Below are 15,709 nucleotides of genomic sequence, written 5' to 3' on the forward strand. Positions count from 1 at the left end.
GATCAGGATCTCTACAAGATCCTCCTCAGATCGTGCAGAATGAACCCACTCAGACGCTGAGCTGGAATAGACCCTTCGGAGAAGTGGAAGCCGGGGCTAGAACGGCGCCGGGGCGGTGAAGCTGACCGGGCGGTTGGTTTCCGGATGGCGCAGGGTCAGCGTTTCGGCGTGCAGCTGCAGCCGGTCGGCGGCGGCCAGCGCCGGGCCGCTGGCATAGAAGCGGTCGCCGGCGATCGGCAGGCCGAGGCTGAGCAGGTGCACCCGGATCTGGTGCGAGCGCCCGGTCTGCGGCGTGACCCGGAGCCGGGTCAGCGGCCCCTCGCGGGCGATCACCTGCCAGTCGGTGACCGAGGGCTTGCCGGTCTGCCGGCAGACCATCTGCAGCGGGCGGCGCGGCCAGTCGCAGGTCAGCGGCAGGTCGATGCGGCCGGCATCTTCCGACGGCGCGCCCCAGACACGGGCGATGTAGGTCTTGCCGACGCGGCGCTGCTCGAACTGGCGGGCAATCAGGCGCTGCGCCGGGCGGTTGCGGGCGAAGATCATCAGCCCCGAGGTGTCCATGTCGAGCCGGTGCAGCAGCAGCGCGTCGCGGAACCGGGCGCGGACCCGCGTCTCCAGGCAGTCGGCCAGGCCCGGGTCCTTGCCCGGCACCGACAGCAGCCCGGACGGCTTGGCGACCACGACCAGGTGCGAATCGGCGAACACCACGCGCAGCGGCGCGCGCGGCGGCGCATAGGGCGGGCCCGAGGGCAGCAGGCCGGGCGCCGCCGTCATCCCTCGGCCAGGAACACCTGGTAGGGCGGCAGCGTCACCGTCCGGCCCTGGCGCTGCGGGAAGAATCCCAGCCCCTCGAGCCAGGCCCATTCGCCGCGGGGCAGCGTCACCTGGTGGCTGCCGCCGGTGAAGTTGAAGGCGCAGAACATCGGCGCGTGGCCGTCGAGGCGGCGCACGAAGCTGATCACCGCGTCGGTGGCCTCGATCACCTCGATCGTGCCCTTCTGCAGCACTGGGCGCATCCGGCGCAGGGCGATGATGTCGCGGTACCAGTTCAGCAGGCTTTCGCTGTCCTCGTCCTGCCGCGCCACCGCCTTGGGCAGATGCTCCATCGCCATCGGCAGCCAGGGCTTGTGGTCCGAAAAGCCGCCCTGCGGCCCGTCGGCGACCCAGGGCATCGGCGTGCGGGAACCGTCGCGGCCCTTGAACTTGGGCCAGAACGCCTTGCCGTAGGGATCCTGCAGATCCTCGTAGGGCACATAGGCCTCGGTCAGGCCCAGCTCCTCGCCCTGGTAGAGGCAGACCGAGCCCTTCAGGCAGAACAGGAACGCGACATGCGCGCGGATGCCCTTGTCCTCGAGGTTCCAGCGGCTGGGCATGCGCACGGTGTCGTGGTTCGACAGCGCGTAGCACTGCCAGCCGTCGGGGGCGACGGCGTCGAAATCGCGCAGCACCCGCGCCGCGCGGGTGCCGTTCACCCGGTCGGGGCCGAGGAAGTCGAAGGCGTAGCACATGTGCACGCGGTCGTCGCCGCGGGTGTAGTCGGCGACGATCTGCAGCCCGATCTGCGCCTCGCCGACCTCGCCCACCACGGCGATGTCGGTGAAGCTGTCCATCAGCGCGCGGAAGCGTTCCAGGAACACCAGGTTCTCGGGCTGGTTCTTGTCGTAGAGATGGTTCTGGTAGTTGTAGGGGTTCACGTCCGGCGCGATCGAGGCGTTGCGGCTGCCTTCCTCGAGCGCGGGGTTGTCGCGCAGCTCGTCGTCGTGGACGTAGAAGTTGATCGTGTCCAGGCGGAAGCCGTCGACGCCGCGGTCCAGCCAGAAGCGGGCCACGTCCAGCACCTCGTCCTGCACCTGCGGCTCGTGGAAGTTCAGGTCCGGCTGCTGCACCAGGAAGTTGTGCAGGTAGTACTGCCGCCGCTCGCCGTCCCACTGCCAGGCCGAGCCGCCGAAGATCGACAGCCAGTTGTTCGGCGGCGTGCCGTCGGGCCTGGGATCGGCCCAGACGTACCAGTTGGCCTTGGGGTTGTCCCGCGACGAGCGGCTTTCCTGGAACCAGACGTGGTCCATCGAGGTGTGGCTGAGCACCAGGTCGATCATCACCCGCAGGCCGAGCTCGTGCGCGCGCTCGACCAGCGCGTCGAAGTCGCCCAGCGTGCCGAACATCGGGTCGACATTGCGGTAATCGGACACGTCATAGCCGAAATCCAGCATCGGCGAGGTGAAGAACGGCGAGATCCAGATCGCGTCCACCCCGAGGCTGGCGACATAGGGCAGCCGGTGGATGATGCCCGACAGGTCGCCGATGCCGTCGCCGTTCGAATCCTGGAACGAGCGCGGATAGATCTGGTAGATGACCGCGCCGCGCCACCAGTCGGCGTCGGGCTTCAGTCTGGCATGTTCTTCGACAGGCATCGAGATGTTCATCGGCTGCGTCCCTGCATCGACGGCGGCTTCGGCCTTGCTGCTTTGCGGCCGCTAGGTGACTCCTGCTTCGGGCCGGGTCAAGCGGCGACCGCTTGACCGGGCAATTTACAGCCGCCCGGCGCGCCATACGACCGCCTAGCAGGCAAACATGCCGATTGTGTGCGCGATTTGCGTCACTTTTGGCGTCGACTTGTTACGCGCGGCATGCATTCTTCGGGCTTCGAGCGCAACCGGGCCGGAAGGGAATCGCCGCATGCACCCGAATTCCGCGTTCCGCCGACAGGACGCCGCGCACAACCTGGCCTTCGCCCGGGCGCGGGGGTTCGGCGTGTTGACGGTGGCGGGGCCGGACGGCCCGCTGGCGGCGCATGTGCCCTTCGTGCTGAGCGCGGACGGCCAGCGCTGGGAGGCGCACCTGGTGCGCTCGAACCCGGTGCTGCGGGCGCTGCCGGCGCAGGCGCTGGTGGTGGTCTCGGGGCCGGACGGCTATGTCTCGCCCGACTGGTACGGGCTGCCGGACCAGGTGCCGACCTGGAACTACGTCGCGGTGCACCTGCGCGGCCGGCTGGCGGCGCTGCCGCCCGCGGACCTGCCGCCGCACGCCGCGCGGCTGGCAGCCGAGTTCGAGGCCCGGCTGGCGCCGAAGCCGCCGTGGACCGAGGCCAAGATGGACCCCGAGGCGCTGACCCGGCTGCGGCGGATGATCGTGCCGGTGGCGATGCGGGTCACCGCCGTCGAGGGCACCTGGAAGCTGAACCAGAACAAGCCAGATAACGCCCGGCAGGGCGCGGCCGCGCGGATCTGCGACGGCACCGGCGCCGAACTGGCGGCGCTGGCCGCGCTGATGCGGCGGCCGCCACCGACCGCTTGATTTGCCCGCGCGCGCCAAGGGCAGTACAGTCCGGCGCGACATCAGGACAGGGATCTTGTCATGGCCGTTCCGCTTGCTCCGATCGCCTTCACCGCGCTGCGCTTCGGCGCGGTGGCCGCGGCAGCCTGGTACATCAACCGCCGCGCCCGCCCCGCGCCCAAGCATGTCTGGCGCGAGCGGGCGCTGGACGACCTGCCCGAGGGGGTCGACGTGACCATGGACCGCTCGGACAGCGAATCGAACGCCCACGCCGGCGCGCGGCTGTCGCGCACCGTGCGGCTGGGGCAGGGGGCTGCCTTTGAAATCGACATCGCCGGTATGGGCCGACTGCGTGTCCGCCGCGCCGACTGAAGGGACCGAGATGCTGACGCTCTACTACAACCCCGCCTCTCCGTACGCGCGCAAGGCGCGCGTGGTCGCGATGGAATGCGGCCTCGGAGAGGAGGTCGCGCTGGAACAGGTCGCCGGCCACCCGACCGAGCCCGGCACGATGCCGGTGCAGCGCAACCCGCTGGGCAAGATCCCGGTGCTGGAGCGTCCCGACGGCCCGGCGCTGCACGACAGCCGGGTGATCTGCCGCTATCTCGACCATCTGGGCGGCGGCCGGCTGTACCCCGACCCGCCCCGGCTGTGGGAGACGCTGACCCTGGAATCGCTGGCCGACGGCATCAACGACGCCGCCGTGCTGATGGTCTACGAGACCCGTTCGCGCGCGTTCGAGAAACAGGACCCGGACTGGGTCGAGGCGCAGTGGGCGAAGATCGCGCGCGCGCTGGACGCGCTCGAGACGCTGTGGATGCCGTCGCTGCGCGGCCCGCTGGACGCCGGCGCGCTGGCGCTCGGCTGCGCGCTGGGCTACCTGGACCTGCGCCACGAGGGGCGCGGCTGGCGCGACGGCCACCCGGCGCTGGCCGAATGGTACGCCGAGTTCGCGCGCCGCGACAGCATGGTCTACACCGAGCCCAGCGCCTACTGACCCGCGCGCCAGGCTGACAGCCGTCACAGTCCCGTGCCCCGCCCCGCGTTATGATGCGGCGGCGGGAACCGGAGGGAGGCGGCCATGCCTGTCAGCAACATGCGCGATCTGAGCTTCGCGAGCGTCAACCTGCTGAACCTGCAGGTGCCGGGCGGGCTGACCTATTCCACCACGCCGCCGTTTCCCGATACCGCCGAGGGCCGCGCCGCATACCAGCGCAAGATCGCCTGGACCGCCGGGCAGCTGCGCCGGCTGGACGCCGAGGCGATCGGCTTTCAGGAACTGTGGTCGGCGCGCGCGCTGGGCGACGTGTTCCGGGCCGCGGGGCTGGACGGCGACTACGACCTGGTGGCCCGCGACGCGCCGGGCAGGGGCCGCCCGCAGGTGGCGCTGGCGGTGCGCCGCGACCGCCACGGCGCGCCGCAACTGCTGCCCGGCGCCGACTGGATCGCGGACTTCCCCGCCGACTTCCGCTTCGACCGGCTGCGCGAGACCGACGGCGCCGAGGAAGTGATCACCATCACGATCAACGAATTCTCGCGGCCGATCCTGCATGCCCGGATCCAGTCCGAGGGCACCTCGCCGAAGCCGCCGGCGGTCTCGGTCTACGTCGCGCACCTGAAATCCAAGGGGCCGGCGCGGCTGTCGTTCGCGCACCCGCGCCCGCTGGCGCTGCAGACCTACCCCGAGATCACCAAGTCCGCCGTCGCCCACATCCGCCGGGTGATGGAGGCCGGGGCGCTGCGCGCGCTGCTGGACGCGGTGATGCGGTCCGAGGACGAGAACGCGATCTCGCCCACGGTGATCCTGGGCGATCTGAACGACGACACGCTGTCGGTGACGAACGAGCTGATCTCGGACCAGCCCAGCTACCGTGTGATCCAGAAAAGCCGCGCCGGGCTGAGTTCGGACAAGGGGCTCTACTCGGTCGAGCGGCTGCAGCAGTACCGCTCGATGCGGCACGTCTATTACACCCACATCTACAAGCACAAGCGCGAGAGCCTGGACCACATCCTGGTGTCCGAGGAGTTCTACGACCATTCGCGCAAGCGGCACTGGTCGTTCCGCGAGATGGAGGTGGTGAACGACCACCTGAACCGCGCCGCGTTCGAGGCCGAGGGCGCCTCGGACCACGGGCTGGTGCGGGCGTATTTCGACTGGAACCCGATGCCGGCGGAAATCGACGTGACCTGAACGGGCGCGCGTTTCCGATCCGCGACGCAAACCTGCCTGCGTCGGTCGGTTCCCGCATTTAACTCTGGCCGCCGACATGGTGTATTCTGCGCCATGACAGCCCGGAGCGCGCCATGACCGAGATCACCTTCACCCTGGACGGCCGCGACGTGACCGCCGCGCCGGGCGAGACGATCTGGCAGGTGGCCAGGCGCGCGGGCACCACGATCCCGCATCTGTGCCACAAGGACGCGCCCGGCTATCGACCCGACGGCAACTGCCGCGCCTGCATGGTCGAGATCGACGGCGAACGGGTGCTGGCGGCAAGCTGCATCCGGCAGCCGACCGAGGGAATGGAGGTGCGCAGCGCAAGCGCCCGCGCCCGCAAGGCCCGGGCGCTGGTGGTCGAGATGCTGATGGCCGACCAGCCGGCGCGGGACCAGGCGCGCGACGCCAGTTCGCATTTCTGGGACATGGCCGACGCGACACAGGTGACCGCCAGCCGCTTCCCGGCGGTCGAGCCCGAGCGGGTGCCGCTGCTGGACGACAGCCACGTCGCGATGCGGGTGAACCTGGATGCCTGCATCCACTGCAACCTCTGCGTCCGCGCCTGCCGCGAGGTGCAGGTCAACGACGTGATCGGCATGGCCGGGCGCGGGCGCGACGCGCGGATCGTGTTCGACATGGCCGACCCGATGGGCAGCAGCAGTTGCGTCGCCTGCGGCGAATGCGTGCAGGCCTGCCCCACCGGCGCGCTGATGCCCGCAACGCAGATCGACGCGGCGCGGCACGGCGACAGCGGCGATTTCGACCGCGAGGTGGCGTCGGTCTGCCCCTATTGCGGCGTCGGCTGCCAGGTCTCGTTCAAGATCAAGGACGAGCGCATCGTGCGGGTGGACGGCGCGAACGGTCCCGCGAATGAAAACCGGCTGTGCGTGAAGGGCCGCTTCGGCTTCGACTACGTCGCGCACCCGCACCGGCTGACCGTGCCGCTGATCCGTCGCGACGATGCACCCGCCAAGGGGCTGAACGTCGATCCGGCGAACCCCTGGACACATTTCCGCCAGGCCACCTGGGACGAGGCGCTGGATGCCGCCGCCGGCGGTCTGGCCGGGCTGCGGCAGGCGCACGGCGGCGCCTCGGTCGCGGGTTTCGGCAGCGCCAAGTGCTCGAACGAGGAAGCCTACCTGTTCCAGAAATTGATCCGCCAGGGCTTCGGGCACAACAACGTCGATCACTGCACCCGGCTGTGCCACGCGAGCTCCGTCGCCGCGCTGATGGAGAACGTCGGCTCGGGTGCCGTCACCGCCACCTTCAACGAGATCGAGAACGCCGACATCGCCATCGTCATCGGCGCCAACCCGGTCGAGAACCACCCGGTCGCCGCGACCTATTTCAAGCAGTTCGCCAAGCGCGGCGGCGAACTGGTCGTCATGGACCCGCGCGGCCAGGGGCTGAAGCGGCACGCGACGCACATGCTGCAATTCCGGCCCGGCACCGACGTGGCGCTGCTGAACGCGATCATGCATGTGATCGTCGAGGAAGGGCTGCACGACCGGCAATACGTCGACGGCTTCACCGAGGGGTTCGACGCCTTCGCCGCCCATATCCGCGACTTCGCGCCCGAGAAGATGGCCGAGCTGTGCGGCATCGACGCCGACACCATCCGCACCGTCGCCCGCAAGTTCGCGGGCGCGCGGGCGGGGATGATCTTCTGGGGCATGGGCATCAGCCAGCACATCCACGGCACCGACAACTCGCGCTGCCTGATCAGCCTTGCGCTGCTCTGCGGGCATGTCGGGCGGCCGGGCACGGGGCTGCACCCGCTGCGGGGGCAGAACAACGTGCAGGGCGCCTCTGACGCCGGGCTGATCCCGATGTTCCTGCCGGACTACCAGTCGGTCTCGAACGTGCAGGTCCGCGACATGTTCGCCGGGATCTGGGGCGGCCCGCAGGTCGATCCCCGGCCGGGCCTGACCGTGGTCGAGATCATCGACGCGATCGACCGCGGCGAGATCCGCGGCATGTACATCCTGGGCGAGAACCCGGCGATGTCCGACCCGGACGTGGATCACGCCCGCGCCGCGCTGGCCAGGCTGGACCACATGGTGGTGCAGGACATCTTCCTGACCGAGACCGCGAACTACGCCGACGTGATCCTGCCCGCCTCGGCCTGGCCGGAAAAGACCGGCACCGTCACCAACACCAACCGGCAGGTGCAGATGGGCCGACCCGCGCTGACCGCGCCCGGACAGGCGCGCGAGGACTGGGCGATCACCGTGGCGCTGGCGCGGCGGCTGGGGCTGGACTGGACCTACGACCACCCGCGCGAGGTCTTCGCCGAGATGAAGGCTTCGATGAAGTCGCTCGACAACATCACCTGGGAGCGGCTGGAGGCCGAGGATGCCGTGACCTATCCCTGCCCAGCCCCCGACCGGCCCGGCGCGGCGGTGGTCTTCGGCGACGGCTTCCCGCGCGAGGGCGGCCGCGCGAAGCTGACGCCGGCGCAGGTCACGCCCCCGGCCGAGGTGCCGGACGCGGACTACCCGATGATCCTGATCACCGGCCGGGTGCTGGAGCACTGGCACACCGGCTCGATGACCCGCCGCTCGGGCGTGCTGGACGCGGTGGAGCCGCAGGCGTTCTGCACGCTGCACCCGCGCACGCTGCGCGCCAAGGGTCTGCAGCCGGGCGACCTGGTGCGCCTGACCACCCGCCGCGGCAGCGTCGAGGTCGCGGTGCGCGCCGACCGCGCGGTCAGCGAGGACACCGTGTTCCTGCCCTTCGCCTTCGTCGAAAGTGCCGCCAACGTGCTGACCAACCCGCAGCTGGACCCGTTCGGCAAGATCCCCGAGTTCAAGTTCGCGGCGGCGAGGGTGGAGCCGGTGGCAGGAAGCCTGGCGGCGGAATAGGCCCGCTCAGAACGCCGCCCGCACCAGCGGCAGCGCGGTCGCCGCCACCAGGCCGACGATGGCGCCGATGCCCAGCCGCACCACCAGGCCGCCCATCCGGGGGGCGTAAGCGCCGAGCGCGCCGCACACCGCGGCATAGTAGACAAGCGTCAGCGGATCCATCGCGGCAGGCTAGCACAGGGCCCGGCGGCGCGACACTGTGGCCGCCAGAACAGCAACCTACCGATCGGTAACCAACGCGCGATGGACTTTCCGCCGCGTAAACGGGATATTTCGCGCCGAATCCCCCACCCGCTTCCGGGCAAGGGGCAATCATGGTCACACCGGAAGGAGCTCGCGCCGCATGAAGATCGGAGCCCCGAGAGAACGCTTGGAGGGAGAGGCCCGTGTCGCGCTGACACCGCAAAGCGCGGCGCAGCTGAAGAAGCTGGGCTATGACGTCGTCATGGAGGCCGGTGCCGGCGAAAGGGCGCGCTTCGGCGACGACACCTACCGCGAGGCCGGGGTCGAGGTGCTGGACGGCGCCGAGGCGCTGTACGCCGCCGCCGACATCGTGCTGAAGGTCCGCGCCCCCGAGGGCGACGAGCTGGAGCTGCTGCGCGAGGGCCAGACTCTGATCAGCTTCATCTGGCCGGCGCAGAACGAGGCGCTGCTGGAGACGCTGAAGGGCAAGGGCGTCAACGCCATCGCCATGGACATGGTGCCGCGCATCTCTCGTGCGCAGAAGATGGACGCGCTGTCCTCGATGGCGAACATCGCCGGCTATCGCGCGGTGATCGAGGCGGGCAACAACTTCGGGCGGTTCTTCACCGGCCAGATCACCGCCGCGGGCAAGGTGCCCCCGGCCAAGGTGCTGGTCGTCGGCGCGGGCGTCGCCGGCCTTGCGGCCACCGGCACCTCGGTGTCGCTGGGCGCGATCACCTACGCCTTCGACGTGCGCCCCGAAGTGGCCGAGCAGATCGAATCGATGGGCGCCGAGTTCGTCTATCTCGATTTCGAGGAAAGCAGCCAGGACAGCGCCGCGACGGGCGGCTATGCCGCTCCCTCGTCCCCCGAGTTCCGCGAGAAGCAGCTTGAGAAGTTCCGCGAATTGGCCCCGGACATCGACATCGTCATCACCACCGCGCTGATCCCCGGCCGGCCCGCGCCGAAGCTGTGGACCGAGGACATGGTGAAGATGATGAAGCCGGGCTCGGTCGTGGTCGACCTGGCCGCCGAGCGCGGCGGCAACTGCGACCTGACCGTTCCGGACGAGAAGATCGTCACCGACAACGACGTGACGATCATCGGCTACACCGACTTCCCCAGCCGGATGGCGACGCAGAGCTCGACCCTGTATTCGACCAACCTGCGGCACATGCTCGATGACCTGACGCCGGAAAAAGACGGCACCCCGGTCATGAACATGGAAGACGACGTGATCCGCGGCGCCACGGTGGTGAACGCCGGCGAGATCACCTTCCCGCCGCCGCCGCCGAAGACGCAGGCGATCGCCAAGGCGCCGCCGAAGAAGAAGGAACTGACGGTCGAGGAGAAGGCCGCCGCCGAAGTCGCCGCATTCAAGCGGCAGACCCGCAACCAGGTGACGCTGATCGCGGTCGGCGCGGCGCTGCTGCTGGGCGTCGGGCTGGTCGCGCCGGCCAGCTTCATGCAGCACTTCATCGTCTTCGTGCTGGCGGTCTTCGTCGGCTTCCAGGTGATCTGGAACGTCAGCCACTCGCTGCACACGCCGCTGATGGCGGTCACCAACGCGATCTCGTCGATCATCATCCTCGGCGCGCTGATGCAGATCGGCTCGGGCTCGTTCCTGGTGATCCTGCTGGCGTCGCTGTCGGTGTTCATGACCGGGATCAACATCTTCGGCGGCTTCATGGTGACGCGGCGCATGCTCGCCATGTTCCAGAAGTCGTAAGGGGGAACGCACTCATGGAATTCGGATTCACCACGGCGGCCTATGTGGTCGCGGCGGTCCTCTTCATCCTCAGCCTGGGCGGGTTGTCGGGCCAGGAAAGCGCCAAGCGCGCGGTCTGGTACGGCATCGCCGGCATGGCGCTGGCGGTGTTCGCGACGCTGATCGGCCCCGGCGCGGGGCTGTGGCTGCTGTCGCTGGTGCTGCTGGCGGCGGGCGGCGCGATCGGCGTCTACGTCGCGCAGAAGGTCGAGATGACCGGGATGCCGCAACTGGTCGCGGCGATGCACTCGCTGGTCGGTCTGGCGGCGGTGTTCGTCGGCTTCAACGCGCATTTCGAGCTGGGCCGCGTGCTGGCAATGGACCCGGCGGCGCGCGCCGGGCTGCACGGCTTTGCCGAGCTGCTGGCGGACAAAACCACGGTCGAGGTCAACATCCTGCGGGTCGAGCTGTTCCTCGGCGTGTTCATCGGCGCGGTGACCTTCACCGGCTCGGTGGTCGCCTACGGCAAGCTGGCCGGCAAGCTGACCAGCGCCGCGACCAAGCTGCCCGGCGGGCACATGCTGAACCTGGGCGCGGCCATCGTCTCGCTGCTGTGCCTGATCTGGTACTTCAACTCGGGCGGCTTCTTCCCGCTGTTCCTGATGACGCTGGCGGCGCTGTTCATCGGCTATCACCTGATCATGGGCATCGGCGGCGCCGACATGCCGGTGGTGGTGTCGATGCTGAACAGCTATTCCGGCTGGGCGGCGGCGGCGATCGGCTTCAGCCTCGGCAACGACCTGCTGATCGTGGTCGGCGCGCTGGTCGGCTCGTCCGGTGCGATCCTGTCGTACATCATGTGCAAGGCGATGAACCGGCACTTCGTCAGCGTGATCCTGGGCGGCTTCGGCGGCGCCTCGGGCCCCGCCGCCGCGATCGAGGGCGAGCAGATCGCCATCGACGCCGACGGCGTGGCCGAGGCGCTGGACGAGGCCGACAGCGTGATCATCATCCCCGGCTACGGCATGGCGGTGGCGCAGGCGCAGCACGGCGTCAGCGAGCTGACCCGGAAGCTGCGCGCCGCCGGCAAGGAGGTGCGCTTCGCCATCCATCCCGTCGCCGGGCGTCTGCCGGGGCACATGAACGTGCTGCTGGCCGAGGCCAAGGTGCCCTACGACATCGTGCTGGAGATGGACGAGATCAACGCGGATTTCCCCTCGACCGACGTCGCCATCGTCATCGGCTCGAACGATATCGTGAACCCGGCGGCGCAGGAGGATCCGAATTCCCCCATCGCCGGGATGCCGGTGCTCGAGGTGTGGAAGGCGAAGAAGGTGTTCGTGTCCAAGCGCGGCCAGGGCACCGGCTATTCCGGCATCGAGAACCCGCTGTTCTACAAGGAGAACACGCGCATGTTCTACGGCGACGCCAAGGCCAGCGTCGACGCCCTGCTGCAGAAGCTGGGCTGACGCCGCCGAACTCCGGACCCGAGGGGCGCCCGCCGCGGCGCCCCTTTTCCGTTGCTGCGCTGGACAAGCACCCCGGCAGCGGAAACACTGGCGCGACCGGAGGTTGCGCCCATGCAGGAGATCTACGACTGGCTGAGGCCGTGGATCGTCGAGCTGACCACGTTCGTCCAGTCGTTCCAGAATCCCTGGCGCTTCTATCAGGTGCTGATCGTGCTGGCGCTGATCGCCGCCGGACAGCTGCTGTCCTTCGTCGTCAGGCCGCGCGCCGAGGCGTGGGCGCGCGCGCGCGAGGGGCTGCGGACCTGGCAGCTGCGCATCATCGTGGTGGTGCTGCGCCGGACCCGGCTGATCCTGGTGACGGTGCTGCTGTGGACCGCCTACTGGATCATACGCGAGGTCACCTGGCCGAGCCGGTCGTATCTGATCGGCATCGTCGCGACGCTGGCGCTGGCCTGGCTGCTGATCGGCATCGCCACCCGGCTGATCCGCAACCCGGCGCTGCGCGCGGTGGTGCGCTGGGGCGCCTGGGCCTGGGTGACGCTGGAGGTGCTGGGCCTGCGCGCGGACGCCGAGGCGGCGCTGGACGGCGCCGCGATCACCCTGGGCGAGACCCGGGTGTCGCTGCTGCTGGTGCTGAAGGCGGCGGTGACCATGGGGCTGCTGATCGCAGGCGCCGGCATGCTCAGCCGCATGGCCGAGCGCCGCATGGCCCGCAGCGAGGACCTGTCGCCGTCGCTGCGGGTGCTGGCCGGCAAGCTGCTGACGATCGCGCTGTTCGTGCTGGCGGTGATCATGGCGCTGAACATCATCGGCTTCGATCTGACCTCGCTGACGGTGCTGTCGGGCGCGATCGGCCTGGGACTTGGTTTCGGCCTGCAGAAGGTGGTGTCGAACCTGGTGTCGGGGGTGATCGTGCTGCTGGACCGGTCGATCAAGCCCGGCGACGTGATCAGCCTGGGCGACACCTTCGGCTGGGTGACCGAGCTGAACGCGCGTTTCGTCGCCGTCATCACCCGCGACGGGCGCGAATACCTGATCCCGAACGAGGACCTGATCACCACGCAGGTGGTGAACTGGACCCACTCCAGCAACCTGGTGCGGCTGGACATCCATTTCGGCGTTTCCTACGACAGCGATCCGCACGCGGTGCGCGCGCTGGCGCGCGAGGCGGCGGCGACGGTGCGCCGGGTGGTGGCAAGCCCGGCGCCGGTGTGCCACATCGTCGGCTTCGGCGACAGCTCGGTCGATTTCATCCTGCGGTTCTGGATCGAGGACCCGGCCGCCGGGCTGACCAACGTGCGCGGCGACGTGTTCCTGGCGCTGTGGGACGCGCTGAAACGCGACGGGATCGAGATCCCGTTCCCGCGCCGGGACGTGGAGATCCGCAATCCGCAGGCGCTGCCGGGCGCCGAATCGCCCGCCACCGGCTGACGCCTCTCTTGCGACAGGAGCCATTCGCCGCTATCGGGAACACGGGCCGCAGCCAGCGCGAAAGGCAAGGAAGTTCATGAGTCATCGCGACAAGTACCTGTTCACCTCGGAATCGGTTTCGGAAGGGCATCCGGACAAGGTCTGCGACCAGATTTCGGACGCGGTGATCGACATGATCCTGGCGCGCGAGCCCGAGGCGCGGGTCGCCGTCGAGGCCGCCGCCACCACCAACAAGGTGGTGCTGCTGGGCGAGGTGAAGATCTCGGAAGACAACGCCGTCACCCCCGAGGAGATCAGCGCCAAGGCGCGCGACGTGATCCAGCGCATCGGCTACCGGCAGAAGGGCTTCCACTTCCGCACCTGCTCGATCGACTGCTATGTGCACGAGCAGAGCCGGGACATCGCCATGGGCGTCGACGCCTCGGACAACAAGGACGAGGGCGCGGGCGATCAGGGCATCATGTTCGGCTTCGCCACCGACGAGACGCCCGAGCTGATGCCGGCGCCGATCCTCTACGCCCACAAGATCCTCAAGCGCCTGTCCGACGTGCGCCATTCCGGCGAGGCGGCGCAGCTTGGCCCCGACGCCAAGTCGCAGCTGACCGTGGAATACCGCGACGGCAAGCCGGCGCGCGTGCACACGCTGGTGCTGTCGACGCAGCACGTCGACCCGAACATGACCTCGGACGACGTGCGCGCGCTGACCGAGCCCTACATCCGCGAGGTGCTGCCCGAGGCCTGGCTGGACGCCAAGACGATCTGGCACATCAACCCGACAGGGCGGTTCGTGATCGGCGGCCCCGACGGCGACGCCGGGCTGACCGGGCGCAAGATCATCGTCGACACCTATGGCGGCGCCGCGCCGCACGGCGGCGGCGCGTTCTCGGGCAAGGATCCGACCAAGGTCGACCGTTCGGCCGCCTACGCGGCGCGCTACCTGGCGAAGAACGTCGTCGCCGCCGGTCTGGCCGGCAAGTGCACGATCCAGCTGAGCTATGCCATAGGCGTGCCCGAGCCGCTGTCGATCTATGTCGACGGCCACGGCACCGAGCAGGTCGACCCGGCCCGGATCGAGACCGCGATCCGCGAATCGATGTCGCTGACCCCGCGCGGCATCCGCACCCACCTGGGCCTGAACCGGCCGATCTACCAGCGCACCGCCGCCTATGGCCACTTCGGCCGCGAACCGGACGCCGACGGCGGCTTCAGCTGGGAGAAGACCGACCTGGTCGACGCGCTGAGGGCGGCGGTCGGCGCCTGATCCGGCCCCCGGTGTCCCCGCTGCTGAAGGCATCGGCCGCGCTGAGCGCGGCGCTGATGCTGGGGCGGCTGCTGGGCTTTGCCCGCGAGATGCTGCTGGCCGCGCGCCTCGGCACCAGCGCCGAGGCCGAGGTCGCCATCGTCGCGCTGACCCTGCCCGACTACCTGGTCGGGGTGCTGTTCTCGGGCGGGCTGAGCGCCGCGCTGGTGCCGGCGCTGCGCCGGGCCCGGGGCGATCGCCGCCCGGCGCTGTTCCGCATCGCCGCGACAATGGTGGTGGCGGCCGCCTGCGTTGTGGGCGCCGCGGTGGCGCTGTTTCCGGGCGCGGTGTTCGCGGTGCTGGCCCCGGCGCTGCCGGCGGCGGTGGCGGCGGAGTGGGCCTGGGTGGTGGCGCTGGCCGGGCTGGCGGTGCCGGTGGCGGCGCTGTCCGGGGTGACGGGCAGCTGGCTGAACGTCTCGGGGCGGTTCTTCGCGGTCGGGCTGGGCGTCGCCGTGCACAACGCGGTGCTGTGCCTGGCGCTGCTGCCCGGCGGCGCGCCGGGCCGGGTGGTGACGCTGCTGGCGTTCGGCCTGCTGGCCGCCGCCCTGGCCCGCGCAGCGCTGGTGCTGGCGATCGGCCGTCCGCCGCTGCGCCCAGCGCTGAAACCGCCGCCGGGGACCGAGCCCGAGCTGCCGCGGCTGTTCGCGGCCGGCGTTCTGACCATCGGCCTGGTGTTCGTCGCCAACCTGCTGTTCCGCACCCTGGCCGCCGCCAGCGGCCCCGGCGAGCTGGCGGCTTTTTCCTATGCGCTACGGTTGTTCGAGCTGCCGGTGGGCCTGCTGCTGTCGCCGCTGGTCACGGTGCTGCTGCCGCGCCTGGCCGACAGCGCCGCACAGGAGCCGCGGCTGATGCGCCGGACGCTGGCCGCGCTGCTGGCGCTGGCGGTCTCGGTCCTCATCGCAGGGCAGATCCTGGGCGAGCCGATCGCGCGCGCGATCTATGACCGCGGGGCGATGAGCGAGGACGGCATGCGGCGGGTGATCGAGGTCGCGCGCTGGATGTTCTGGGCGCTGCCGTTCGCGGCGCTGGGGCTGTACGGAGCGGCGGTGCTGAACGCGCGCCGCCGCACCGGCGCGGTGATGCTGAACACCGCCGCCGGGCTGGTGCTGGGCGGTACGGTGGCGGCGCTGGGCGCGGTCCTGCCCGGCTTCGTGCTGTTCCACGCGGTCACCGGTGTGCTGAATTTCCTGCGCTCCGAGCCCGCGACGCTCTGGCGGCGTTGATCGGCGCCCGCGCCCGGTGCTAACTGCGCAGGAAGCAGCG

General features: G+C 69.9%; 13 protein-coding genes. 10 read left to right on the forward strand and 3 right to left on the reverse strand.

Annotated features, from left to right (window positions below; translation table 11 throughout):
• Window positions 1–96: 96 nt before the first annotated feature.
• Both GE300_RS13540 and GE300_RS13545 read right to left on the reverse strand, forming a co-directional pair.
• Window positions 97–774 (reverse strand): pseudouridine synthase, encoded by a 678-nt coding sequence (locus GE300_RS13540; protein ID WP_154447107.1) that lies wholly within the window; start codon window positions 772–774, stop codon window positions 97–99.
• Entirely contained in the window at window positions 771–2,423 is a 1,653-nt protein-coding gene (locus tag GE300_RS13545) for an alpha-glucosidase (protein WP_233417013.1), read from the reverse strand. The genes GE300_RS13540 and GE300_RS13545 overlap by 4 nt, the downstream gene beginning before the upstream one ends.
• A 253-nt stretch (window positions 2,424–2,676) precedes the next feature.
• On the opposite strand from GE300_RS13545, the gene GE300_RS13550 reads away from it, so the two are divergent.
• The 5 genes from GE300_RS13550 (at window position 2,677) to fdhF (ending at window position 8,355) form a co-directional block, all read left to right on the forward strand.
• Complete coding sequence (locus tag GE300_RS13550; RefSeq protein ID WP_154447108.1) at window positions 2,677–3,294, forward strand: FMN-binding negative transcriptional regulator; 618 nt, start codon at window positions 2,677–2,679, stop codon at window positions 3,292–3,294.
• Between the two features lie 60 nt (window positions 3,295–3,354).
• Window positions 3,355–3,645, forward strand: coding sequence for a hypothetical protein (locus GE300_RS13555; protein WP_154447109.1), 291 nt, complete (start codon window positions 3,355–3,357; stop codon window positions 3,643–3,645).
• Window positions 3,646–3,658: 13 nt separating this feature from the next.
• Window positions 3,659–4,270, forward strand: coding sequence for a glutathione S-transferase (locus tag GE300_RS13560; RefSeq protein ID WP_154447201.1), 612 nt, complete (start codon window positions 3,659–3,661; stop codon window positions 4,268–4,270).
• 84 nt (window positions 4,271–4,354) lie between these two features.
• Window positions 4,355–5,464, forward strand: coding sequence for an endonuclease/exonuclease/phosphatase family protein (locus GE300_RS13565; protein WP_154447110.1), 1,110 nt, complete (start codon window positions 4,355–4,357; stop codon window positions 5,462–5,464).
• A 113-nt stretch (window positions 5,465–5,577) separates the two neighbouring features.
• Window positions 5,578–8,355: a formate dehydrogenase subunit alpha gene (fdhF, locus tag GE300_RS13570; RefSeq protein ID WP_154447111.1), complete on the forward strand. Its 2,778-nt coding sequence runs from the start codon at window positions 5,578–5,580 to the stop codon at window positions 8,353–8,355.
• A gap of 6 nt (window positions 8,356–8,361) precedes the next feature.
• Here fdhF and GE300_RS23045 read toward each other — a convergent pair whose 3' ends face one another.
• Window positions 8,362–8,517, reverse strand: a complete 156-nt coding sequence (locus GE300_RS23045) for a hypothetical protein (protein WP_233417014.1) — start codon at window positions 8,515–8,517, stop codon at window positions 8,362–8,364.
• Between the two features lie 181 nt (window positions 8,518–8,698).
• On the opposite strand from GE300_RS23045, the gene GE300_RS13575 reads away from it, so the two are divergent.
• The 5 genes from GE300_RS13575 (at window position 8,699) to GE300_RS13595 (ending at window position 15,669) form a co-directional block, all read left to right on the forward strand.
• Window positions 8,699–10,267 carry a Re/Si-specific NAD(P)(+) transhydrogenase subunit alpha gene (locus tag GE300_RS13575; RefSeq protein ID WP_154447112.1) on the forward strand — a complete coding sequence of 523 codons (1,569 nt, stop codon included), beginning with the start codon at window positions 8,699–8,701 and terminating at the stop codon, window positions 10,265–10,267.
• A gap of 14 nt (window positions 10,268–10,281) precedes the next feature.
• Entirely contained in the window at window positions 10,282–11,715 is a 1,434-nt protein-coding gene (locus GE300_RS13580) for an NAD(P)(+) transhydrogenase (Re/Si-specific) subunit beta (protein ID WP_154447113.1), read from the forward strand.
• Between the two features lie 111 nt (window positions 11,716–11,826).
• Window positions 11,827–13,146 carry a mechanosensitive ion channel family protein gene (locus GE300_RS13585; RefSeq protein WP_154447114.1) on the forward strand — a complete coding sequence of 440 codons (1,320 nt, stop codon included), beginning with the start codon at window positions 11,827–11,829 and terminating at the stop codon, window positions 13,144–13,146.
• A gap of 76 nt (window positions 13,147–13,222) precedes the next feature.
• Complete coding sequence (gene metK, locus GE300_RS13590; protein WP_154447115.1) at window positions 13,223–14,407, forward strand: methionine adenosyltransferase; 1,185 nt, start codon at window positions 13,223–13,225, stop codon at window positions 14,405–14,407.
• Window positions 14,408–14,418: 11 nt separating this feature from the next.
• Window positions 14,419–15,669, forward strand: a complete 1,251-nt coding sequence (locus GE300_RS13595) for a lipid II flippase MurJ (protein WP_154447116.1) — start codon at window positions 14,419–14,421, stop codon at window positions 15,667–15,669.
• Window positions 15,670–15,709 lie beyond the last annotated feature (40 nt).

Source organism: Halovulum marinum, from assembly GCF_009697225.1.
In the GTDB taxonomy this organism is placed as follows: Bacteria; Pseudomonadota; Alphaproteobacteria; order Rhodobacterales; family Rhodobacteraceae; genus Halovulum; species Halovulum marinum.

What these genes read in the sequence shown, in the direction of transcription:
- GE300_RS13550 (WP_154447108.1), top strand. Translation starts at nt 2,677, where the DNA reads ATGCACCCGAATTCCGCGTTCCGCCGACAGGACGCCGCGCACAACCTG.
- GE300_RS13540 (WP_154447107.1), bottom strand. Translation starts at nt 774, where the DNA reads ATGACGGCGGCGCCCGGCCTGCTGCCCTCGGGCCCGCCCTATGCGCCG.
- GE300_RS23045 (WP_233417014.1), bottom strand. Translation starts at nt 8,517, where the DNA reads ATGGATCCGCTGACGCTTGTCTACTATGCCGCGGTGTGCGGCGCGCTC.
- metK (WP_154447115.1), top strand. Translation starts at nt 13,223, where the DNA reads ATGAGTCATCGCGACAAGTACCTGTTCACCTCGGAATCGGTTTCGGAA.
- GE300_RS13575 (WP_154447112.1), top strand. Translation starts at nt 8,699, where the DNA reads ATGAAGATCGGAGCCCCGAGAGAACGCTTGGAGGGAGAGGCCCGTGTC.
- GE300_RS13555 (WP_154447109.1), top strand. Translation starts at nt 3,355, where the DNA reads ATGGCCGTTCCGCTTGCTCCGATCGCCTTCACCGCGCTGCGCTTCGGC.
- GE300_RS13565 (WP_154447110.1), top strand. Translation starts at nt 4,355, where the DNA reads ATGCCTGTCAGCAACATGCGCGATCTGAGCTTCGCGAGCGTCAACCTG.
- GE300_RS13545 (WP_233417013.1), bottom strand. Translation starts at nt 2,423, where the DNA reads ATGAACATCTCGATGCCTGTCGAAGAACATGCCAGACTGAAGCCCGAC.
- GE300_RS13580 (WP_154447113.1), top strand. Translation starts at nt 10,282, where the DNA reads ATGGAATTCGGATTCACCACGGCGGCCTATGTGGTCGCGGCGGTCCTC.
- GE300_RS13585 (WP_154447114.1), top strand. Translation starts at nt 11,827, where the DNA reads ATGCAGGAGATCTACGACTGGCTGAGGCCGTGGATCGTCGAGCTGACC.
- fdhF (WP_154447111.1), top strand. Translation starts at nt 5,578, where the DNA reads ATGACCGAGATCACCTTCACCCTGGACGGCCGCGACGTGACCGCCGCG.